The organism is Bacillus sp. DU-106, assembly GCF_004799705.1.
Taxonomy (GTDB): domain Bacteria; phylum Bacillota; class Bacilli; order Bacillales; family Bacillaceae_G; genus Bacillus_A; species Bacillus_A cereus.
Genome location: NZ_CP026607.1, coordinates 57,724 through 80,000, shown reverse-complemented (window position 1 = coordinate 80,000; position 22,277 = coordinate 57,724). Strand labels below are relative to the sequence as shown.

The window sequence follows — 22,277 nt, the reverse complement described above, 5'->3', positions numbered from 1 at the left end:
CAACGTAAATTGTTTGTTGTTTCGCTTCCACTTCTTCTACAAATGTACCTAACACATTCGCAAGGTCTTCCCGTGTGTTACAAGCATTAATACCATTACGTACACTCGCATTACCACGAACACCTTTTAAATACCAAGCTGCATGTTTTCTCATCTCTCTTACAGCGACACTTTCGTTCTTTAAGTCAATAAGACGATCTAGATGTAACATACATACATCAATTTTCTCGCGCACTGTTGGTTCCGGCATTAATTCACCTGTCTCCAAATACTTTACCGTACGATAAATCATCCACGGATCTCCAAGAGCCGCACGACCAATCATAACACCATCTACACCAATTTCATCAAGCATACGCTTTGCATCTTGCGGCGTTGCGACATCACCATTTCCGATAACCGGGATATTTACAGATTGTTTTACTTGTTTAATAATATCCCAATCCGCTTTTCCTTCATACATTTGCACTCGTGTACGTCCGTGAACCGCCACAGCTTGGCCACCAGCACGCTCAACAGCCCTAGCATTTTCTATTGCGAAAATATGTTCTTCATCCCAACCGATACGCATTTTAACTGTAACCGGCTTTTCTACAGCATCTACAACCGCTGCTACCATTTCATATATTTTATTCGGATCTAAAAGCCACCTTGCCCCCGCATCACATTTAACGATTTTCGGCACTGGACAACCCATATTAATATCAATTATGTCTGCTGTCGTATATTTATCTACATATTTCGCAGCATCTACAAGAGTTTCTTTCTCTCCACCAAAAATTTGTAAACTTAATGGCTTTTCTCTCTCGTCGATATATAACATATCTAAAGTTCTTTTATTATTAAGTAATATTGCCTTATCACTTACCATTTCAGCACAAACTAAGCCGGCACCAAATTCTTTTACTGTTAAACGGAATGCAGAGTTACACACTCCCGCCATCGGTGCTAGTACAACCGGATTTTTCATCTCGATATTTGCAATCTTTAACAATCAACCTACTCCTTCCTGTACAATCACTTTGGCATTAATTCCTCTATCGAAACATTTAATGCCTTAGCAACTTCTACTACAAAATCTTGAGAAGGCGATCTATTCCCTCTCTCAACTTCACCTAAAACAGATACAGATACCCCTAGTTCTTTAGCAAAACCTTCTTGTGTATAGCCTTTTAGCTTTCGAAAAGCACGAATGCGTCTTCCCCATTTTTCTGCTTCCATACCGTTACTCCCTCTCGCCTTTTCATTTCTTCTACTTGTGAACATGAAATGTTTTGTTTTATGTCTTGATTAATCTCTAACAACGGAACGATAACAAAAGCTCTTTCAAACATCCGCGGATGCGGAACAATAAGATTCTCTGCTTCAATATTCTCTTGATTATAAAGTAAAATGTCAAGGTCGATAGTCCTCGGCCCCCACCTAATTTCCCTTTTTCTTCCTAGGTCATTTTCTACTTTTTGTGTTACTTTCAATAACTCTTGTGGTGATAAATTGGTAGAAATTTTTATAACTAAATTTAAAAAGCAACTTTGGTCAGTATAGCCAACTGGCTCAGTTTCATATACAGATGAAATATCATCAACCTGAATATAAGGATTTTTATTTAAAAACTGAATCGCTTCAGTTAGATACGTATAACGCTCTCCAATATTTGACCCTAATGCAATGTAAGCTATATTGTTCATGGACGTTCTCTCGTAATTTCTACTGCTACAGCACGATAATGACCCGGTATCGGTGGATCCGGCTTAATTACCTTAATTGTACAGCGTGAAATACTTTCATATTGTTTTAATATATCTGCAGCAATATTTTCAGCGATACTCTCCACAAGCTTATACTTTCTATCCTCAACAACTTTTCTACATAATTCGAAAAGCTCTCCATAATTGACCGAATGCTCTAAGTCATCACTTTCCCCTGCACGCTTTAAATCCAACTCCACCGTTAAGTCAACTTTAAATCTCTGACCTAATTTATTCTCCTCTGGGAACACACCATGATAACCATAAAACTCCATATCATGGATATAAATTTTATCCAATTACCTTACCCCCTTACCAATCATCGCATCCATCATTTTAGCCATACGCGCCATTTCTTTCACATCATGGACACGAACAAACTCACAGCCCTTTTCAATACCAAGACAAACGGTAGCTCCTGTTCCCTCAAGGCGTTCCTCCACTGGCAAATCTAATACGTGCCCAATAAAGGACTTTCTCGAAGTACCTAAGAGAACTGGATAACCTAGCACATTTAACTGTTCTAAATTACGCATCGCCTCTAAGTTCTGCTCAGGTGTTTTAGCAAAACCGATACCTGGATCTAAAATAATATTCTCATCTGGCACACCAGCATTTTTAGCAATTTTAATACTGTCATACAAATCAGCAATCATATCCGCCATTAAATTACGATAATTCATATTATCGCGGTTATGCATTAAAATGATGGGTACATCATAATGAGCTGCGACTTCAGCAATTTTTGGCTCCGCCTTCGCTCCCCAAATATCATTAATAATATGAGCACCAGCCTCAATTGCTTGCTTTGCAACTTCAGCTTTATATGTATCGATAGATATAGGCAATTTTACTTCTTTTGAAACTGCTTGAATCATCGGGACAACTCGCTTTATTTCTTCTTCTACTGATACTTTAGCAAAACCTGGGCGAGTAGATTCGCCACCAATATCAATAATATGAGCACCTTGACCTTGCATTTCTTTTGCGTGACGTACCGCAGCATCTACCTCGTTGTAACTCCCTCCATCAGAAAACGAATCTGGTGTTACATTTAAAATCCCCATAATTAATGTTTTTTCATTTAAATTCAATGTATATTCGCCGCAGCGCAAATCATAATCCCACTTCAAACTACACATCTCCTCTTCGTAATTCATTTCTGCTCCATAATTTCTCTCTTTGCATTCCATAAAGGTACATTAAACTTTTTGTAACCACTCCTACTTTACCCGGGAAATCCTGCGCTTCTATACGATAAAGCGGAACAATTTCTTGAATGGAGTTTGTTACGAAGACTTCATCCGCTGAAAGTAGCTCATCTTTTGTAAAGAAACCTTCCTTTACTTCTATATTTAATTCTTCAGCACTCTTTATAATAAACGCACGAGTGATACCATTTAAAATCCCTGTCTCTAACGAAGGTGTATATAAAACATCACCTTTCACAAAAAATAGATTCGAAACAATGCCCTCTGCAACATAACCTGCTTCAGTGAGGAAAATACCTTCCTTACTCACAACATTTCCAATTTCACGCTTCCCTAAAATATTATTTAAATAGTGATGAGACTTCAGGCGAAATGTCCCTTCCGGTGTATTTCGCACTTGTTTTAGAATAACGCCTTCTTTTTCCACTACATCCCCTGGAGCTGTTAAAGGTTTTATAAAAACAATAACAGAAGGCTCTTCATACATTTCCGTTTGTAATCCTATTTCATCTATACCCGCCGATACATTAAAACGTACATATGCATGCTTCAATTCATTCTTAGCGAGTAAATCTTTCAAAATAAGCATCACATCATTTTTTGTCATTGTCCATTTAATTTGCAATGTATCCAGCGCCTCTATTAAACGGTTATAATGATCATCCAATAAGAAAGGATGACCATTATAAATACGAAACGTTTCAAAAACTCCAAGACCATATAAATAACCATGATCATAAGGAGAAATTCTCGCTTCACTTGCTTCTACATACTGACCATTTACGTAAATTAACATAATGTCACACTTGGACTGTATTTACGAATGAAATTCTGCAACAGCTCTTTCCCATGAGAAGTCATAATAGATTCTGGATGGAATTGCACACCCTCTATCGGTAATATCTTATGACGAAGTGCCATAATTTCCCCTTCCTCTGTCCAAGATGTTACCTCTAAGCAATCGGGTAACGTCTCTTTCTTAACAATAAGGGAATGATAGCGCGTCGCAGTAAACGGATTAGGAATATCCGAAAAAATCGTCTTTCCATCATGATGCATAAGCGACGTTTTTCCATGCATTAATCGGTCTGCACGGACAACCTCTCCACCAAACACTTGTGCAATGGATTGATGCCCTAGACAAACACCAAAAATCGGAATCTTTCCAGCAAAGTATTTAATAACTTCCATACTAATCCCAGCTTCATTAGGACTGCACGGACCTGGAGAAATCATTAGAAAATCTGGTTTCATATTCTCAATATCTGAAATAGTCACTTCATCGTTACGTTTAACAACGAGCTCTTGTCCAAGTTCTCCAAGAAACTGCACTAAATTAAATGTAAAAGAATCATAATTATCAATCATTAATATCATTTCTCTCACCTAACCGTTTCTTCACTACGTTCTTTTGCACGCCATAAAGCAATCGCCTTTTTTAACGACTCTTTATATTCATTTTCCGGATTTGAATCAATTACAATTCCCGCCCCTGCTTGTACATGAGCTTTTCCATCTTTAGCAAGAAGTGTTCTAATTACAATATTCAATTCTGTATCTCCAGAATAACCAATCCAACCGATTGAACCTGTATAAATCCCTCTTCGAACAGGTTCTAATTCCTCAATAATTTCCATCGTACGTATTTTTGGGGCACCAGTAATTGTTCCCCCAGGGAATACAGCCTTCACTAAATCAAAAGCATCTTTATCTTCTTCCACTTCACCACGCACATTAGAAACAATATGCATAACATGTGAGTATTTCTCAATTACCATAAATTCATCTACTTCTACAGTGCCATATTTACAAACACGTCCTAAATCATTTCTTTCTAAATCCACAAGCATTACATGCTCTGCTCTTTCTTTTTCGTTCTCAATTAATTCTCTTGCTAATTCTTCATCCTCTTGCTCATCCGCGCCTCTAGATCTCGTTCCAGCAATTGGTCTTGTACTTACTTCAGTTCCTTGTTTCTTAATTAACAACTCTGGCGATCCACTAACGATTTGAAAATCCCCAAGCTCCAGGTAACCCATATATGGAGATGGATTAATTTCACGAAGACTTGTATAAATTTCTAGTGGGTGTGTCTGTAACGTTCTTTCTTGTCTCGTCGACAAGTTTACTTGGAACACATCACCCGCTCCAATATATTCTTGAATACATTCAACTGCCTTCATAAAGCCAGCTTCAGTAAAAGCAACTGCTTCACTTTTCTTTTCAGGACTTTCAAAGGGCACGGTCACTTCAGGCGCTTCTGTCATCCAAAGACTCTTCCACTCATTTAGCCGTTCTTTCGCCTCTTCATATTTATCTACATAATGCGTAATAACCCATAACACTTGTTCTTTTTGATCATAGACAAATACGTCATCAAATAATAAAAAGAAGATGTCAGGTATATCAATATCATCTTCCGCAAGAGAAGGCAGCTTTTCAATATAACGGATACAGTCATAACTGAAATAGCCAATTGCACCACCTTGAAAAGGCGGATACTCTGGGTTATAGTCCGTCTTCCATTGTTCCATATATTCTTGCATTAAATCTAACGGATTCCCTCGTTTTATTGTTTCCTTACCACTTTCACTTATATGTAACGTTTCACCCTTCCCTCGGATTACCGCTACTGGGTTCAGCCCTACAATGTTATAACGACCGCCACGGCCGCTTTCTAACAAAATATGTTGCGATTTACCCTGAGAAAGAAATTTATATTGCTTAAAGAAATCTAACTGATATGGAATAGAAAGCGCTAAAGATTTTCTTCGTTGCATATCAACACCCCGTCTTCTTTTATCCCACCCTCTTAGATAAACCCGCTCAAACTACATAAGTTATTTATATAGAGATTGATTATACTCGAAGGCTAGTGAAAATAATTTAATTATACTACCTCTTATTTTACATGAAGTTTTCTAGTCATTCACTCTTTTCCTATTTCCAATCCCAAAAGAAAAAGCACCCTTTTTCAAGGATGCTTTTTCAATCGCGTTTAATTAGGATTCAAATTGATAAAGTGGTGTACTTAAATAACGTTCACCGTTACTCGGGATAATAACAAGTACCTTTTTCCCTTTACCTAACTTTTTCGCAACCTCTGTTGCTGCATAAATAACTGCGCCTGAAGAGATACCAACTAAAATACCTTCCTCTTTAGCCACTCTTCTCGCATATTCAAATGCTTGCTCTGTTTTCACTTGAATAATTTCATCATATACTTCTACATCCAACGTCTCCGGAACAAATCCCGCCCCAATTCCTTGGATTTTATGTGGACCTGGCTTCCCACCAGATAATACTGGTGAATCTGCAGGTTCTACTGCATAAATTTTAATATCTTTATACGCTTTCTTCAGTACTTCACCAGCACCAGTAATCGTTCCACCTGTACCAATACCTGCAATAAACGCATCTAATTGGTCGCCCATTTGTTCAATAATTTCTGGACCTGTTGTTAAACGGTGAATTTCTGGATTCGATTGGTTTTTGAACTGTTGTGGTATAAAGTAGCCATGTTCTTTTGCTAATTCAGTCGCTTTACGAATTGCTCCACCCATTCCTTCAGGCCCTGGAGTCAATACTAATTCCGCACCGTAAGCACGTAATAAATTACGACGCTCAACACTCATTGTTTCTGGCATTACTAAGATTGCATTATATCCTTTAGCAGCCGCTACCATCGCTAAACCAATTCCTGTGTTACCACTTGTCGGCTCAATGATTGTATCGCCCTCTTTTAATAATCCCTTTTTTTCAGCATCTTCAATCATAGCTAATGCGATACGATCTTTAACACTACTCCCCGGATTCATAAATTCTAATTTTAAGTATATATCTGCGCTGTCTGATTCTACGATGCGGTTCAACTTAACGATCGGCGTTTTCCCGATTAATTCTGAAACTGATTGTGCCACTCGCATTCCTGTCACTCCTAACACCGAGTATTTTTATTGGTTTTATCTATATTTAGATTTTGTCAGAAAATTCCCTGTTTGTCAATTCATTTGGAGGATTGCTCCTCTTAATTCCCTTATTACAAATTCTCGATTAAATTTGTAATATCTTCTTTAGAGAACTTGTATCGTTCATTACAGAAATGACAGTGAACTTCTGTCTCTTCCTCTTCTTCACGAACTTGCTCTAACTCTGTTTTACCTAAACTAATTAATACACTCTCAATACGCTCGCGTGAGCATGTGCAATTAAATTGAACATCCATTGTTTCTAATACTTTTACTTTATCTTCTCCAAGAACTGCATATAGTAGCTCTTCCGGAGAAAGACCTTGTTCAATCAACGTTGATACAGGTGGAATCTTTTGTAAACGGTCTTCAATAAATGAAATCGTTTCATCTTGCGCACCCGGCATAATTTGAAGGATGAATCCACCTGCCGCTAATATGCTATCATCTCCATTTACAAGAACACCAACACCTACAGAAGAAGGCGTTTGTTCAGAAACTGCAAAATAATACGTAAAGTCTTCTCCTAATTCTCCTGAAACGATTGGAGATTGACCAATAAACGGCTCACGCATTCCAATATCTTTAATTACAGTTACAAACCCCTCTGTACCTACCGCTTGATATACACGTAACTTCCCTTGTTCTGTTCCTTCAAAATCAACATGCGGATTCGTTACATAACCACGTACATCTCCATTTGCATGAGCATCTACTAAGATAGGGCCAATTGGACCGTTACCTTCTACCTTAATCGTTAACTTTTGCTCACCCTTTAACATTGCGCCCATCATTGTACCCGCAGTCAAAGAACGCCCTAGTGCCGCTGAAGCTGTTCTCCATGTATCATGACGTCTTTGCGCCTCACTTACTGTATTTGTTGTACGTACACTATACGCACGCACTTCTCCATCAAATGCTAACGCTTTTACTAAATAATCTTTCATACGTATTTATTCACCTTTCTCATGCTGTAAATTTGCATTACGTTCATATAACATATACAAACCTTTTAACGTTAAAAACGGATCTACAATATCAATTACATTCGATTCTTCGGAAATTAATTTTGCCAATCCACCTGTTGCAATAACTTTAGGTTCTTGTCTAGCTTCTTCTTTCATACGCTTAACAATACCTTCCACTTGTCCAACATAACCATAAAGAATACCAGATTGCATCGCACTTACTGTATTTTTCCCAACAACACTGCTTGGTTTTGTAATTTCGATACGAGGAAGTTTTGCTGCTCTGCTATATAAAGCCTCTGCTGAAATCATAATTCCTGGCGTAATAACTCCACCCATATAATGTTTTTCTTCGTTAATATAACAATATGTAGTAGCCGTACCAAAATCAACAATAATGAGCGGACTTCCATATAAGTGGATTCCTGCTACTGCATTTACAATTCGGTCTGCGCCTACTTCACGCGGATTTTCATATTTAATATTTAGTCCTGTTTTTATCCCAGGCCCTACTACAAGCGGTTTAATTTTAAAATATTTTTCACACATGCGCTCTAAAGCAAACATAATTGGTGGTACGACTGAAGACACAATAATACCTTTCACATCTTCAAACGAAAGACCCTCATGCTCAAGCAATTGCTTTACAAGCATTCCATATTCATCTTCTGTCTTATGACGATCTGTTTCCATGCGCCAATGCTGACGAAGTTCCCCTTCTTCAAACACACCTAGTACAGCATTTGTGTTCCCTACATCCAATACAAAAATCATATTCTCACCACTTATCTTATTTAATCTATATTTGTGCAGTATGTATAAAACTTATAAAAACATCATATCACACATACTTATATAATCAGCTTTCCTATCCTCATCATTTTACAAAAAGATTGCTCTCTATTTCAATTTTTAATACTAGTTTTACTTAAATTACTTTATCCACTAAGTTCTCAATAGTAATTAACAAAGATTTTAACAAACAAAAAAGGAGTGACGATAGTCACTCCTTCACTTCTTACTTATCTTCTTTATCTTCATCGTCTTTCTTCATGTTGATGTTTACTTTCACATCATCTGAAGATGTTGGACGTTCTGGCAATCTGCCGTAATCACATAAATGATTGATTTGCTCTGCATCTAACGTTTCTACTTCAAGTAACGTTTGTGCGATAATATCTAGTTTATCACGGTTTTCAGTAAGAATTTGTTTTGCACGAGCATAACATTCTTTCATAATTGATTGCATTTCCATATCGATTTCATGTGCAATCGCATCACTATAATTTTGTTCTGAGTGGAAGTCTCTTCCTAAGAACACTTGACCACCTTGCGAGCTACCAAATTGCATCGGTCCAAGTTTGTCACTCATACCAAATTCCGTAACCATACGTCTTGCAATACCAGTCGCACGTTGGAAGTCATTATGAGCACCTGTACTCACTTCACCAAATACAATCTCCTCAGCTACTCGGCCACCAAGTAAACCAGTGATTTTATCAAGTAACTCTGGTTTCGTCATGAAGTAACGATCTTCTTTCGGAAGCATTACCGCATATCCACCAGCCTGACCACGAGGGACAATTGTTACTTTATGAACGACATCTGCTTCATCAAGAACAACACCAATTACAGTATGACCTGCTTCATGGAAAGCAACGATATTACGTTCTTTTTCAGAGATAACACGACTTTTCTTAGCTGGACCTGCAATAACACGATCCGTCGCTTCATCGATATCACTCATATCAATTTTCTTCTTATCTTGACGTGCAGCTACTAAAGCAGCTTCGTTTAATAAGTTTTCAAGATCCGCACCAGAGAATCCTGGTGTACGAGTCGCAATTGCTCTTAAATTAATATGCTCATCAAGTGGTTTATTACGCGCATGTACTTTCAGTACAGCTTCACGGCCATTTACATCTGGACGATCTACTGTAATTTGACGGTCAAAACGACCTGGACGTAATAACGCTGGGTCAAGAATGTCTGGACGGTTTGTCGCAGCAACGATAATAATACCTTCGTTTGCACCGAATCCATCCATTTCAACAAGTAATTGGTTCAATGTTTGCTCACGCTCATCATGACCACCACCAAGACCTGCGCCACGTTGACGACCTACTGCATCAATTTCATCAATGAAAATGATACAAGGAGCATTTTTCTTTGCATTTTCAAATAAATCACGTACACGTGATGCACCGACACCGACAAACATCTCTACGAAGTCAGAACCACTGATAGAGAAGAATGGAACGCCAGCCTCACCTGCAACAGCACGTGCTAATAAAGTTTTACCTGTACCTGGAGGTCCAACTAATAGGACACCCTTTGGAATACGAGCACCAACTTCAGAGAACTTACGAGGGTCTTTCAAGAATTCAACTACCTCAACAAGTTCTTGTTTCTCTTCATCCGCACCAGCAACATCTCTGAAACGAACTTTTTTCTTTTCATCATTATATAACTTCGCCTTACTTTTCCCGAAGTTCATAACACGGCTACCGCCGCCTTGAGCTTGGTTTAATAAGAAGAAGAATAAAATGAAGATGATGACAAATGGAATGATTGAAGTAAAGAATGTTACCCAAGCACTTGTTTCTTCTGCTGGTTGATACTTAACTTCGGCACCTTTCGCTTTATCATTAATTTTCTTTTGTAATTCCTCAGTATTTGGTGCATAAGTAACAAATTGTTCTCCTTGGCTAGAGTTATTAAATTGTCCTTTTACCTCAAATACACCATTTTTCGGTTGAAGTTGCACATTACGCACTTCACCGCTTTCTAGTTTAGTAATGAATTTGTCGTAGCTAACTGATGTCGTTTTTTGTGTCGAACCATTAAAATAGCTCACGATTCCAATTACTACTAAGAATATCAGTAAATAAAAGATGGTATTACGGAAGATACGATTCATTCCTAACCTCCTCTCACGGCATAAACACTATAGTAAATCGTAACATAGAAAAACTTTCCTATACAATTGTGAAGCCTATATTTAATTAATTTGAGTAAACGCTTGGTTTTAATACGCCTACATAAGGAAGATTACGGTATTGCTCTTTATAATCTAATCCATATCCTACTACAAATTCATGTGGAACAGTAAATCCAACATAATCCGCTTTCAGATCAACCTTACGGCCTGTTGGCTTATCTAATAATGTAACAATTTTTACAGACTTCGCTTTACGATATTTGAATAAGTCTACTAAGTAGCTTAGTGTAAGACCACTATCAATAATATCTTCGACGATTAAAATATCGCGACCTTCTACAGAAGTATCAAGATCTTTTAAAATTTTCACTTCGCCTGTTGAAACTGTAGAGTGACCGTAACTAGATACAGCCATAAAATCCATTTCAAGATATGTATCTGTTCTCTTTAATAAATCTGCCATGAATGGCATTGCGCCTTTTAATACACCAATTGCAAGAGGTACTGTGTTTTTATAATCCTCTGCAATAATTGCACCTAGTTCGCGCACCTTTTCTTGTATTTGCTCTTCAGAAATTAATACTTTTTCGATATCTTGATTCATCATTTCATTATCCTCCCGGAAGACTCCTTGCTTTTGTAGTGAATAATCATATATTTATCCTTCTTTGCCATCTCTTTCGAAATTGCAAATGCAGATCGTTTCAACAAGGGTACCCAAATAATAGTCCCACTTGCATCACAAACGACCGGCCATTCTTCTCTTTTTTCTTTCGGTACTTTCGCTTCGATAAAAATAGCTTTTATCTTTTTCGTGCCATTCATACCTTGTATTGACATGCGATCTCCATTTTCTCTAGAACGAATACGAAGTGGATATGATATATCATTATACTTAGCAACAAATACTGTTTCATTCATGTTACTTGGTATATCTTCGCTCACCTCTGTTACAAATTTATCCCCGTTCAATAGCGTAATGGTCCCGGGTACTAATAAATCTTGTGAAAAAGGAGAGACAATTTCTTGTTTAAATCTAAAGCTACACTCCTCGTATGAACGAACAATTTTCAAATCACCCGGAAAATCAAGTGAACCTGAAGGTTGTGTCCGCTTAAAAAACTCAATCAACTTGTCAATATGTATAGAAGAAAGAGAAGATGGAATCTTATATTCATAAAGATAGTTTAATATTAGTTGAATCCCTCTTCTTTGTAAAGGCATAGACATGGATTCAAAGGCAGGAATTGATAAGCTAATTTGTTTATCACTTTTTTTTGTAATTACTTTATTCATTTTCTCAAAAGCTAATTCCTGCAAATAAGCCTCATCCTCTTGCATCTGCACGCTAAATTTTTGGAATTTCTCATGCATTTGTGGATTTTCTTCTTTCAAATGAGGAAGGACATATTTACGTAATCGATTCCTTGTATATACTTCCTTTTTATTACTCGGATCTATACGTGGCATTAAATTTAGCTTATTACAGTAATCAACAATTTCTTCCTTCGTTACGCCAAGTAACGGCCTAATTAAATATCCATTATGAAAAGGACGCTTCACTGCAATTCCTGCATATCCTTTCGGAGTACTCCCTCTTACAAGACGCATTAAAATTGTCTCGACTTGATCATCTCCATGATGTCCAAGAGCAACATATCTTGCATCATATTTCTTCATTATTCTTTCCAAAAATGCATATCTGCATTCTCTCGCAGCAACCTGTGCATTCATTCCGTATTGCTGTTGATATTGTGATACATTAATCCTTATCGTTTCACAAATAATTCCCAGTTCTTCACAAAGGCCCTGCACAAACTGTAAATCCTCATAAGATTCATCACCTCTAAACATATGATCCACATGAGCAACTACAATTTCCAACTGTTTTTCCGCTCTTTTTTCTAATAAATAATATAAAAGCGCTAACGAGTCAGGACCACCAGAAACTCCCACAACAATTGTTGAATCATTCTTTAATACATCATGCTGCTTTACAAAGTCATCTACTTTTTCAACAAATGTATCTTTCAACTTCGCAATCACCTTTCATTAAACAAGAACAGCAACCTTAGTCACCTTGTCTACAATGGTACAACTTTTACAAACATTGTGCAAAAAAAAGATATACAAAAATTACATTTTTATCTTACATCCTCCGTGTATATTCACAAAATTAATAACATTACCTTTTCCCACAAAAAAACCTAGGTATTCACCTAGGTTTTTAAAATCAAATTATAGATAAACATTCCACTTACATTTTACTGCGCTTGCATTCCTACAATCGGAATCGTAGCCCACTTCGGCATATTTTTCTTCACTTTTGCCACTACAATAGTCATATCATCATTTATATAACCATCACAAGAGCGAATCACTTCTTCCATAATGATATCAGCAATTTCTTGCGGGTCTTCGGTTTGCAATTCTTTAATTTTTCGTTTCATCCACAATTCATGATTCTCCACATGCTGTGCTCCTTCAAAAATCCCATCACTCATCATAATAAGAATATCGCCCGTTTTTAATTGTTCACCCACCACATCAACTTCAACATCTTCGATGATTCCCATCGGCAAATTACTTGCTTCAATTTTCAAAATATTATTTGCGCGTTTAACAAAACTCGGCGTTGATCCAATCTTTAAAAACCTTGCACTCGCATCCCGCAAATCTACCATAGCTAAATCTAATGTCGTAAACATTTCTTCTGTCGTTCTCAAAGAAAGAATTGAATTGATAGACTTAATTGCTATTTCTTCATCAATGCCTGATTGGAGTATTTTTTGTAATAATTTCACCGTTTCCTTACTTTCCATATGAGCTCTTTGCCCATTACCCATACCATCACTAATCGCAAGTGCATATTTACCAACACTTAAATCCATCATCGCATAAGAGTCACCCGAAACAAATCCACCGCCTTTTGCAGCTGTAGCCAATCCTGTATCAAGAGAATACGTCTTCGCCGAACCAAATGATATTAAACTATGGCCATTTGGATAAGAAGACTTTTCTTCATGTTTAACGACAATATTTTCTTTAAGGATATCTGAAAGCATCGGTGCAACTAACTTTTCACACTCACCATGTTCATTAGATGCAACTGGAATTAACATTTCAATATCAATACTTCCTCTATCTAAACAATAAATATCAACATGCTCTACTTCGACACCAAAATCTCGGAACGCTTGCATAATCTGTTCTTCCTGCACTTGATGATTTTCACGCTCTCGTTGTATCTCCTTAGCAAAATCCTCCATAACCTTTGATACACCTAATAGTTGCTCCGCTACTATTCTACGATTTTCCTTCATTTGTTTTCGTAATTTTTGTCCCTCATAGAAGTGATCTAATTCACCGGCTACTAAATCCGTCACTTTTTTCCCTCTCACACAATGCTTGTCCCACTCACGAACTAATTTACGATTATGTTGCAGGGTTCCTCCTTCCGTTTCATTCATTATTTGTTTCATATAATCGTACGTTTTATCAAAATTCACTACCCAGCATTGATCCTTTTTAAAGCATGTTTGACATGTTTTCGCAGTAATTGTACTCAAAAACAAATCTGCTTCTGTCTCTTTATCTTCTTCCTCTACATACCCATATGCAGAAAAGCTATTAGATAAAGCAGCAAATACATTTGCAAATTGGTTGATTTTATTTGCTGTAACATCACGCATCCTTCTTAAATATTGTTGTTGATCTTGCGAATGCTCTTGTGTACCTGGCATAAATTTAGCAATACGATCCAAAACAAGCTTCGGTGTTAATAAGAAGATAACAATCGCTACACCTGACTCAATTAAAGTTGTTACAATATTTGTCTGTTTGTCTACATATAATGTAATTAAGCTTGTCCCAATTAATAAACCTAAACTAACACCTAAACGCTTTCCTTCTTTTAACAATCCACCAAGCAATCCAGAAAAAGCAAGAAGGCTAAGCTGAGACAAGCTAGACACATTTGCTAAACTTAATATTAGTCCTGTTACAACCCCCACTGTAGACCCTGTGGCAGCACCCGCAATAAATGCAAATACTAGCACTAAATACCTTGTAAAAATATGTTGAATAGAAGCATCATATACAAACCAATCTGTTGTACCCGTTAAAACAGATGCTAGTAATATAATCAAACAAACAATTTCTTCCGTCTCTAATGCCTGTTGTTTTCCTTTCCTTTCCACTAAAAGTGGGACACTTTGTAAAAATATCATAGTTAATACAAAACTAAGCCCAGCCTCAATGGTACTAACGAGTAAATCGTACATGGTGACAGTTTGTTGTGCAAAATATACAACAACTAAATGTGCGGTTAATGCGGAGATAAATACTTGAAATGGAACAAGTCCAACAGTTTTACGTGTAAATCGACTAAAGAAGATATTATAAATGAAGAAGGTAAAGATAGATGCAAAGGTAAAAAACAAATTATCTATCGATACTGAAAGAGCTCCTCCCATTAGAGCTAAAAATGCTAGCGGCATCTTATCCCGCTTCATAACATAAACAGCAGCAAAAAATGGCAGTGCAAACGGTAAAATATTTGTTAATATATATGCTCGTCCCAAAAGAAAACCAATAACAACAATAATAAATCCCCATCTAAAGAAAACTTGCTCAAATTTTATTCGCAACTTACTCGTCCACTTTATTCCATCAAGCTGACTCTCATTCATTGCCAATGCACTTGTATTCATAGTATTCCTTCCTGCTTTAGGCATATTTTTAACACCACCTGCATAGTTTAATTACTGTCATTATAAAAGATGATTGTTGGTTTTTTTGTCAAAACAACAGTTTTCACTTTTATAATCGTTCGACTTTTTATTCGAAATAACTCTACAGATATACAGGGTATGTAAGTTATTTTCGAGATTTTAATTAAACATTCAGAAAATATAGGGTGATTTTGTAGAAGTGTTGTATATCTTAATTTATTTAACAAAAAAAGATCATGCAAATTTGCATGATCTTTTTAGATGACCCGTACGGGATTCGAACCCGTGTTACCGCCGTGAAAGGGCGGTGTCTTAACCACTTGACCAACGGGCCGTTAAATTAAATATAGCGGCGGAGGGGATCGAACCCCCGACCTCACGGGTATGAACCGTACGCTCTAGCCAGCTGAGCTACACCGCCATGTCGTCTTATTTAACGGACAATTAGTATCTTACATCAGATACTAATTAAAGTCAACACATCTCAAAAACTTTTTTGAAAATATTTTTTACATATAAAAAAGCACCCTGAGACATTACTCTGGGTACCTCTCTATATGTTAAAAACTAAACGTCCTTATTATCCGCGACGCGCGCCACGGCCACCACGTTTAGACTCTGTGTTACGCTTTAAAGAAGTTAAACGATCTTCGCTATCTTTTAAGAAGCGTGCCATCTTTTGCTCAAATGTTTCTTTCGGAGCTCGGTCGTTACCGCCACCGCGATTATCTCTGTTGAAAGAGCGATTATTACGTTGTGGACGTCCAGAACGTTGTTGATCACCACCGCGTTGGTATTCACCACGTGGACGATCTCCTTCTGTTTTTTCACGTTCTTTCGCTTTTTTGATAGATAAACCAATCTTTCCATCTTTTTCAACATTAATAACTTTTACTTCTACTTGGTCGCCCACTTTTAAGTGATCGTTAATATCTTTTACATAGTTATCAGCAACTTCACTAATATGAACAAGACCCGTTAAGCCCTCTGGCAGCTCCACAAAAGCCCCAAAATTTGTAATACCTGTTACTTTACCCTGTAACTTGCTGCCTACCTCGATTGACATAAAAAAAATGCTCCTCCTTAGTGGTTAAAAAGTCAAATTTTACTTTATTATATATAATCCTAAAATATAGTGTCAATAAGACATACTCTACTTAGAAACAGGAAAAATTATCTCCCCTTTACCAGAGAAGAAATAATCCCTTCTAGCAATCTTTAATACGTACTCTTCATCATTTAACTTTTGAACTTCGTCTTTTAGACTTTTTTCTTTATTCGTTAATGAATCCAGTTCTTTTTTCATGTCCTTAACTTTTGCTTCTTTTGCTTTAATGGAACTGTTTTGTTGATAAAACGTTACACTAATACTCGCAATAATTGTAAAAGTAAAGACAAGAAAAACCGCTAAACGGCGATAAAGTCGCTTCCTGTTCTCATCCGTTTGTATTATATGCTCTTTAACAGGATTTGGACTCTGTTTTTCGATTGTTCTTTGTCTCAGTTCCCTCATTTCCGAGGTCCCCCTAACTTCTTTTTTATATGCTCCCATAGTTGGAAGATATGTCCCTTCAATTTTGCTATATATTGCAGGAACCCTATATGTTTCACTATAAAAAGTTTAACACGATTAGGGAGAAGTTTCCATATGAGCGAAGCAATAAATCGAACAGGCCAGAAAAAAACTTTCCATATGAAAAGTAATATCCAAATCACCATTTTCCATAACACATGTCCAATTGAAAGCAGTATACGAAATAAGAATAATATAAATGCAATAAATAGCTGCGCTATAATAATAACAGGTTTTATCATGAGTAGCTGTATAATTCGAACAAAAAAATATGTTGTTTGCATAAAAATATAGATGAGAAAATTTAACAGCTTCATGTATAGTGCCTTCAATAAGCTTTGATATGCCGCAAAACCACATAATAATGCCAAAAACACATATATACGTAGCTCAGCTTCATTTACGAGAAGCAATACATAAAAGACGAATAATGCTTGGACAATCCAAAATAATATATCATGTATAAATACAAGCCAACGTTTACGTTCTTGGCGCTTTAAAAAACGTTGATATGTATCTAAAGACGCTCCAATCCAAGCACCCATCCCAATCATTGAAAGCATTGTATACAACTGAATTGTTAAGCTCATTTAAACAACTTACTAAAGAAACCTTTAGTTTTTTCCCCTTGATTTTCATCAATATACAGCATCTCATTAACTTTCCCTTTAATCGACACAATACCTTTTTCCACATCTAAATTTTTCATTTGTAAATTTTGACCACGAATCGTTAAAAAACCCATTACGGTCTCTAGTAAAAACTCTTCGCTATCAAAACTCTCTACCTGCTTCACACCGGTAATATCGATTATACGCCTGCCACGCATAATAATGTCATGCTCTACAGAAACATTTTGTTGATTAGAAGACGTAGGTGAGTAACCATTATTCACGTAAATCCCCCCATAGGTTTTTACTAGCTAATAGTAATGTATGAGGGGATACATGATTTTAGAACAAGCCTTCTTCCGCTTTTACTTTTTCTTCACGAACTAAGCTATACATATTTGCTGCATCTTCTTTTTTAGTTGTTTCTTTTAATTCATTTATTTTCACAGTCACTATTTTTTGACCAAAACGAATTGTTAATTCATCAGCTACTTTCACATCAGAACTCGCTTTTGCCACTTGACCATTAATAGATATTCTTCCTTGATCAGCTACTTCTTTCGCTAATGTTCTTCTTTTAATTAAACGTGATACTTTTAAAAACTTATCTAGACGCATATCAAATCCCCCTATTAACGCTCTGTTTGTTTCGCTTCTTCCCATAAAACATCTAACTGTTCTAATGATAAATCTTTCATCTCTTTATTCATTTCAGCTACTTTTGCCTCCATGTATAAAAAACGACCAGTAAATTTCTCATTAGTTGAACGTAACGCCTCTTCTGGATCTATTTTGTAATGACGAGCTATATTAACAAATGCAAATAGTAAATCACCAAACTCACCCAGCATCTTTTCCTCATCCATATTTGTAACCTCTTGTTGGAACTCTTGCCATTCTTCCAAAGCTTTCTCTATCATCGGTTGCACATCAACCCAATCAAATCCAACCTTACCAGCTTTCTTCTGAATTTCATAGGCGCGTAGTAACTGCGGCAAACTTTTTGGAACGCCATTTAAAACAGATTCTTTCACGAATCCTTTTTCTTGTTTTTTAATTTCTTCCCAATTTGCAATCACTTCATCAGCGCTGTTTACATCCGTATTTCCAAACACATGCGGATGGCGACGAACCATTTTCTCAGATAGAGTTCGAATGATATCATCTATAGAGAACCAACCTTCATCTTCTCCGATTTGAGCATGAAGCATAACTTGTAATAATATATCACCTAATTCTTCTACTAAGTGATCATCATCCTCTTCATCGATTGCTTCCAACACTTCATAAGCTTCCTCAATTAAATATTTCTTTAATGATTGATGTGTTTGCTTTTTATCCCACGGACAACCATTTGGACCACGAAGTTCCGCAATAATTTCTCTAAGAACATCAAACTGTTGATACAAGGACGCACGCTCCTGAACTGGCGGCACGTACACACTCGTTAAATTATTCAATTCCGTTTCATGATCTAACATGTACAACGGTACCTTCTTTACTTGTTCAAATGAAGTTCCTGCAGCTGTTACGATATACACTTCATAATCATCTGGTAACATCTCCATTAATGTTAATTTCACATCAGATGCAACGAATGCATCATATACTTGGCAAAAGATTAAATGTTGACGCAGTTCTAATTGCCCTCTTTCAAATGATGTAGCATCAAGTAATTGGAATCCTTCAATCGGATCAATCTTTAGACTTGCAAACATAGGATCAAGGAAACTTTGTCCACCCTCAATTCGCACTTCAACATTTGAAACTTCTCCTTTTTCTAACAGTAGCTGAACTGTTCTTTCTGCTACAAGTGGATGCCCGGGAACAGCATAGATAATTTCTGTACCTTCAGCTTGTTCTAGCAATTTATTCGCAATTGTTTCATATACAATTTCAAACGTATCATGCGCTTCATATACAGCATCAAAAGACGTATATTGTACGCCTTCTTTCTCCAATTCTTCTATAACTGGATGTTCCTTCGTTCTAACAAACAGATGGTCTGCTTCTTTTATTTTTCGATATACACCCATCGTTAGCTGATCTAATTCACCAGCTCCTAAACCTAAAATAGTAATGATTCCACTCACAACCAGTCACCTCTATCCACTCTTCTTCAATGAACCTTCTTTTTTCTCTTGTTTCATAACGGTTCCTAATTCTTTTTTTGTAAATACACGTAATTTCAAAATAAAAAACATATATGTCAATCCGCCGATGGCTACACCTAACAACGCTTCAAGCGTCGCGCTTCCTCTATGTTCCGTATTAATTACTAATCCAGACATCTGTAACACACGTGTGAACATCATTAATACAAACCCCATACAGATACCACTAATTACTATCCCTAACATATTTCGCTTATTGATAAGTGACCCTGATACAGCTCTCGTAAGCAACAAACTATTTAATCCAGAGATTATAATTAACGCACATAAAGTCGCAAAAGCTGCACCTTTCACACCAAAATAAGGCATGAATATATAATTTAACGCTAACTTTAAGCAACCTCCAAATACAACAAATAACGCTGGCTTAAACGTTTGCCCTAATCCTTGTAAAATAGAAGCTGTCGTAATTGACAATGAACTAAATAAAATAGATAACGATAAAATAGATAAAACATCTGATCCATCACTGTTTTCAAACAACATAATATTGGTAGGTTGAATAATACAAGTTAGTCCAATAGCTGCTGCAAGTCCAATAACAAATGTTATTTTCATTGCTAACTTTACCTTTTCTTGAATAAAGGAAAGATCTCCTCTTTCCTTCGCCGCTGTAATAATCGGAATAAGTGACAACGAGAAAGAAGTCGTCACAACAGTACCTAATTGCATTAGCGGAATACTTCTATCATAAACACCCTTTAATACCTTTGCATTTTCAACCTGTTCTCCCGCACCAATAAGTAAGCTGTAAAAGGACACTGAATCAGCCATCTGTATAAAAATAAGCACTAAATTACTAACACAAATCGCTAACCCCTGCCAAAAAAGGATTTTAACTATCTTCCTTTTACCCTTAATTCTCGCTGCACTTTTGAAGAATATAGAACGAAAATCTTGACGCATATACAATATAAGTACAATAATCCCAATAAGTCCACCCGCAATTGAGCCTAACATAGCCCCTGCACCAACTGTATATAAATCAAATCCGTGAGCAATTAGGAATAGCGATAAAAATACAATAATAGAAACTCGAATTGTTTGTTCTATTACTTGCGAAACAGCCGTTGGCATCATATTATTGAATCCTTGAAAATACCCTCTTGCTACAGACAAAAATGGCATCAATAAGAATGAAAATGAAATAACACGTAGTAACTTATCTAAGTGTATATCGCCCATAGCTACCGCAATTGTTTCGGCCCCAAAAAACAGTGTAAAGAAGCCTATAAAACCAATCCCTAATAAGAACCAAAAAGATACACAAATAATTTCTTCTGCTTCTTTTTGTTTTCCCCGCTCTAGTCGTTCTGCAACCATTTTCGAAATGATAACAGGAAATCCATAAGTAGCTAAAATTAAACAAAATCCATAAAACGGGTAAATTTGTTGGTAAATATAAAACCCAATATCCCCCGCTATATTTTGATATGGAATACGGTAAAAAGCGCTTAATACTTTTGTAACGAAACTTGCAATCGTTAATATAATAGCCCCACGCCAAAAGGCTTGATACTTCTTCGCTTCCATACAAGAAAACTCCTTTTTCTATTCTCACCTCTCGTATTATATCATAAAGAAAAGAACAACCTCCCTTACCAACACGGGTAATAATGAGTTCCTAAATGTTAAAAATATTCAACGAAAAAAGGTAGCAAAGTGCTACCTTCATTCAATATACATATATCTCCAAATAATTGATTTCTCAAAAAGAAAGATCATAATTAGGAAAGATTGCTACTTCTAAAATCAATATACCCTTACTGTTCCATTTGTTTCGCTAAGAAACTGGCAGCAGTATTAACCGCTTTATGCTCGATCTCGCTTATAATGGCTTCTTTTGAAAAAATAATGACGGCTCCAATCGGATCTCCGTTTGCAACAATCGGTCCAACTGTATAAGAATGAACCTTTTCTGTTACACCATCAATAATGGAAATATCACTTTCATCCGTCATAATAACAGACTTTCGTTCTTCCATCGTTTTTTCAATTAGATCGCCAACACTTTTATTTAAGTATTCTTTTTTCGATACGCCTGATACTGCGATGATAGAATCTCGATCACACACAAGCACATTATGTCCTAAGCTGTCATATAAAGCATCAGCATATTCTTTTGCAAAATCACCTAGCTCACTAATTGGAGAATATTTCTTTAAAATTACCTCTCCATCGCGATCAACAAATATTTCTAGTGGGTCTCCTTCTCGAATACGTAAAGTTCTACGAATTTCCTTCGGGATTACTACCCTGCCTAAATCATCAATTCGACGTACGATTCCAGTTGCTTTCATTCTAATGCTGCCTCACTTTCTACTGATGATCAAAGTGGTGAATTTACCTG

Annotated in this window: 23 protein-coding genes and 2 tRNA genes (1 of these 25 running past the window's edge); all 25 read right to left on the bottom strand. The window is 36.5% G+C overall.

Features of this window, described 5'->3' with window-relative positions; translation table 11 throughout:
• Window positions 1-994: the 5' portion of a tRNA dihydrouridine synthase DusB gene (gene dusB, locus C3Y97_RS00430; RefSeq protein WP_000912251.1), read on the bottom strand. Its footprint begins 5 nt before the window's first position; 994 of the gene's 999 nt are visible here — the first part of the coding sequence; it begins with the start codon at window positions 992-994; its stop codon lies beyond the left edge, outside the window.
• Window positions 995-1,017: 23 nt separating this feature from the next.
• Window positions 1,018-1,221, bottom strand: a complete 204-nt coding sequence (locus C3Y97_RS00425; RefSeq protein WP_000387031.1) for a helix-turn-helix domain-containing protein — start codon at window positions 1,219-1,221, stop codon at window positions 1,018-1,020.
• Window positions 1,173-1,688 carry a 2-amino-4-hydroxy-6-hydroxymethyldihydropteridine diphosphokinase gene (gene folK / locus C3Y97_RS00420; RefSeq protein WP_001059447.1) on the bottom strand — a complete coding sequence of 172 codons (516 nt, stop codon included), beginning with the start codon at window positions 1,686-1,688 and terminating at the stop codon, window positions 1,173-1,175. The genes C3Y97_RS00425 and folK overlap by 49 nt, the downstream gene beginning before the upstream one ends.
• Entirely contained in the window at window positions 1,685-2,047 is a 363-nt protein-coding gene (gene folB / locus C3Y97_RS00415) for a dihydroneopterin aldolase (protein WP_000358062.1), read from the bottom strand. Before folB ends, folK begins: the two co-directional genes overlap by 4 nt.
• Window positions 2,048-2,908, bottom strand: a complete 861-nt coding sequence (gene folP, locus C3Y97_RS00410) for a dihydropteroate synthase (RefSeq protein ID WP_002164656.1) — start codon at window positions 2,906-2,908, stop codon at window positions 2,048-2,050.
• Window positions 2,883-3,755, bottom strand: coding sequence for an aminodeoxychorismate lyase (pabC, locus tag C3Y97_RS00405; protein ID WP_000909884.1), 873 nt, complete (start codon window positions 3,753-3,755; stop codon window positions 2,883-2,885). The genes folP and pabC overlap by 26 nt, the downstream gene beginning before the upstream one ends.
• A complete protein-coding gene (gene pabA / locus C3Y97_RS00400) occupies window positions 3,749-4,336 on the bottom strand; it encodes an aminodeoxychorismate/anthranilate synthase component II (RefSeq protein WP_000602292.1) in 588 nt (195 codons plus the stop codon). Before pabA ends, pabC begins: the two co-directional genes overlap by 7 nt.
• A 5-nt stretch (window positions 4,337-4,341) precedes the next feature.
• A complete protein-coding gene (pabB, locus tag C3Y97_RS00395) occupies window positions 4,342-5,739 on the bottom strand; it encodes an aminodeoxychorismate synthase component I (protein WP_001189728.1) in 1,398 nt (465 codons plus the stop codon).
• Between the two features lie 222 nt (window positions 5,740-5,961).
• Complete coding sequence (cysK, locus tag C3Y97_RS00390) at window positions 5,962-6,885, bottom strand: cysteine synthase A (protein WP_136362960.1); 924 nt, start codon at window positions 6,883-6,885, stop codon at window positions 5,962-5,964.
• Between the two features lie 113 nt (window positions 6,886-6,998).
• A complete protein-coding gene (hslO, locus tag C3Y97_RS00385) occupies window positions 6,999-7,874 on the bottom strand; it encodes a redox-regulated molecular chaperone HslO (protein ID WP_000656372.1) in 876 nt (291 codons plus the stop codon).
• A gap of 6 nt (window positions 7,875-7,880) precedes the next feature.
• Window positions 7,881-8,669 carry a type III pantothenate kinase gene (locus tag C3Y97_RS00380; RefSeq protein ID WP_000578368.1) on the bottom strand — a complete coding sequence of 263 codons (789 nt, stop codon included), beginning with the start codon at window positions 8,667-8,669 and terminating at the stop codon, window positions 7,881-7,883.
• Between the two features lie 244 nt (window positions 8,670-8,913).
• A complete protein-coding gene (gene ftsH / locus C3Y97_RS00375; protein ID WP_001079674.1) occupies window positions 8,914-10,815 on the bottom strand; it encodes an ATP-dependent zinc metalloprotease FtsH in 1,902 nt (633 codons plus the stop codon).
• 85 nt (window positions 10,816-10,900) lie between these two features.
• Window positions 10,901-11,443: a hypoxanthine phosphoribosyltransferase gene (gene hpt / locus C3Y97_RS00370; protein ID WP_000981842.1), complete on the bottom strand. Its 543-nt coding sequence runs from the start codon at window positions 11,441-11,443 to the stop codon at window positions 10,901-10,903.
• Window positions 11,440-12,870: a tRNA lysidine(34) synthetase TilS gene (gene tilS, locus C3Y97_RS00365; RefSeq protein WP_000655465.1), complete on the bottom strand. Its 1,431-nt coding sequence runs from the start codon at window positions 12,868-12,870 to the stop codon at window positions 11,440-11,442. The genes hpt and tilS overlap by 4 nt, the downstream gene beginning before the upstream one ends.
• Before the next feature lie 230 nt (window positions 12,871-13,100).
• Entirely contained in the window at window positions 13,101-15,572 is a 2,472-nt protein-coding gene (gene spoIIE / locus C3Y97_RS00360) for a stage II sporulation protein E (RefSeq protein ID WP_136362958.1), read from the bottom strand.
• A 259-nt stretch (window positions 15,573-15,831) separates the two neighbouring features.
• Window positions 15,832-15,903: transfer RNA gene (locus tag C3Y97_RS00355), tRNA-Glu, on the bottom strand.
• 13 nt (window positions 15,904-15,916) lie between these two features.
• Window positions 15,917-15,990 (bottom strand) — tRNA-Met (locus C3Y97_RS00350).
• A 159-nt stretch (window positions 15,991-16,149) separates the two neighbouring features.
• Complete coding sequence (locus tag C3Y97_RS00345) at window positions 16,150-16,635, bottom strand: S1 domain-containing RNA-binding protein (protein WP_000021451.1); 486 nt, start codon at window positions 16,633-16,635, stop codon at window positions 16,150-16,152.
• Window positions 16,636-16,722: 87 nt separating this feature from the next.
• A complete protein-coding gene (gene divIC / locus C3Y97_RS00340; protein WP_001208739.1) occupies window positions 16,723-17,082 on the bottom strand; it encodes a cell division protein DivIC in 360 nt (119 codons plus the stop codon).
• The gene (gene yabQ / locus C3Y97_RS00335; RefSeq protein WP_000059772.1) at window positions 17,079-17,732 is read right to left on the bottom strand and encodes a spore cortex biosynthesis protein YabQ; all 654 of its coding nucleotides are present in this window, start codon (window positions 17,730-17,732) and stop codon (window positions 17,079-17,081) included. The genes divIC and yabQ overlap by 4 nt, the downstream gene beginning before the upstream one ends.
• Window positions 17,729-18,037 (bottom strand): sporulation protein YabP, encoded by a 309-nt coding sequence (gene yabP / locus C3Y97_RS00330; RefSeq protein WP_001059104.1) that lies wholly within the window; start codon window positions 18,035-18,037, stop codon window positions 17,729-17,731. Before yabP ends, yabQ begins: the two co-directional genes overlap by 4 nt.
• A gap of 58 nt (window positions 18,038-18,095) precedes the next feature.
• A complete protein-coding gene (locus C3Y97_RS00325) occupies window positions 18,096-18,371 on the bottom strand; it encodes an RNA-binding S4 domain-containing protein (protein WP_001234876.1) in 276 nt (91 codons plus the stop codon).
• A 14-nt stretch (window positions 18,372-18,385) separates the two neighbouring features.
• Window positions 18,386-19,846: a bifunctional methyltransferase/pyrophosphohydrolase YabN gene (yabN, locus tag C3Y97_RS00320; protein WP_000014239.1), complete on the bottom strand. Its 1,461-nt coding sequence runs from the start codon at window positions 19,844-19,846 to the stop codon at window positions 18,386-18,388.
• A gap of 12 nt (window positions 19,847-19,858) precedes the next feature.
• Window positions 19,859-21,460 (bottom strand): putative polysaccharide biosynthesis protein, encoded by a 1,602-nt coding sequence (locus C3Y97_RS00315; protein WP_000387591.1) that lies wholly within the window; start codon window positions 21,458-21,460, stop codon window positions 19,859-19,861.
• 230 nt (window positions 21,461-21,690) lie between these two features.
• The gene (gene spoVT, locus C3Y97_RS00310; RefSeq protein ID WP_000648302.1) at window positions 21,691-22,227 is read right to left on the bottom strand and encodes a stage V sporulation protein T; all 537 of its coding nucleotides are present in this window, start codon (window positions 22,225-22,227) and stop codon (window positions 21,691-21,693) included.
• Between the last annotated feature and the right edge of the window lie 50 nt (window positions 22,228-22,277).

Coding starts and splice junctions, on each gene's coding strand:
- C3Y97_RS00425 (WP_000387031.1), bottom strand. CDS start 1,221: ATGGAAGCAGAAAAATGGGGAAGACGCATTCGTGCTTTTCGAAAGCTA.
- folK (WP_001059447.1), bottom strand. CDS start 1,688: ATGAACAATATAGCTTACATTGCATTAGGGTCAAATATTGGAGAGCGT.
- folP (WP_002164656.1), bottom strand. CDS start 2,908: ATGAATTACGAAGAGGAGATGTGTAGTTTGAAGTGGGATTATGATTTG.
- pabC (WP_000909884.1), bottom strand. CDS start 3,755: ATGTTAATTTACGTAAATGGTCAGTATGTAGAAGCAAGTGAAGCGAGA.
- pabA (WP_000602292.1), bottom strand. CDS start 4,336: ATGATATTAATGATTGATAATTATGATTCTTTTACATTTAATTTAGTG.
- pabB (WP_001189728.1), bottom strand. CDS start 5,739: ATGCAACGAAGAAAATCTTTAGCGCTTTCTATTCCATATCAGTTAGAT.
- cysK (WP_136362960.1), bottom strand. CDS start 6,885: ATGCGAGTGGCACAATCAGTTTCAGAATTAATCGGGAAAACGCCGATC.
- hslO (WP_000656372.1), bottom strand. CDS start 7,874: ATGAAAGATTATTTAGTAAAAGCGTTAGCATTTGATGGAGAAGTGCGT.
- C3Y97_RS00380 (WP_000578368.1), bottom strand. CDS start 8,669: ATGATTTTTGTATTGGATGTAGGGAACACAAATGCTGTACTAGGTGTG.
- ftsH (WP_001079674.1), bottom strand. CDS start 10,815: ATGAATCGTATCTTCCGTAATACCATCTTTTATTTACTGATATTCTTA.
- hpt (WP_000981842.1), bottom strand. CDS start 11,443: ATGATGAATCAAGATATCGAAAAAGTATTAATTTCTGAAGAGCAAATA.
- spoIIE (WP_136362958.1), bottom strand. CDS start 15,572: ATGCCTAAAGCAGGAAGGAATACTATGAATACAAGTGCATTGGCAATG.
- C3Y97_RS00345 (WP_000021451.1), bottom strand. CDS start 16,635: ATGTCAATCGAGGTAGGCAGCAAGTTACAGGGTAAAGTAACAGGTATT.
- divIC (WP_001208739.1), bottom strand. CDS start 17,082: ATGAGGGAACTGAGACAAAGAACAATCGAAAAACAGAGTCCAAATCCT.
- yabQ (WP_000059772.1), bottom strand. CDS start 17,732: ATGAGCTTAACAATTCAGTTGTATACAATGCTTTCAATGATTGGGATG.
- C3Y97_RS00325 (WP_001234876.1), bottom strand. CDS start 18,371: ATGCGTCTAGATAAGTTTTTAAAAGTATCACGTTTAATTAAAAGAAGA.
- C3Y97_RS00315 (WP_000387591.1), bottom strand. CDS start 21,460: ATGGAAGCGAAGAAGTATCAAGCCTTTTGGCGTGGGGCTATTATATTA.
- spoVT (WP_000648302.1), bottom strand. CDS start 22,227: ATGAAAGCAACTGGAATCGTACGTCGAATTGATGATTTAGGCAGGGTA.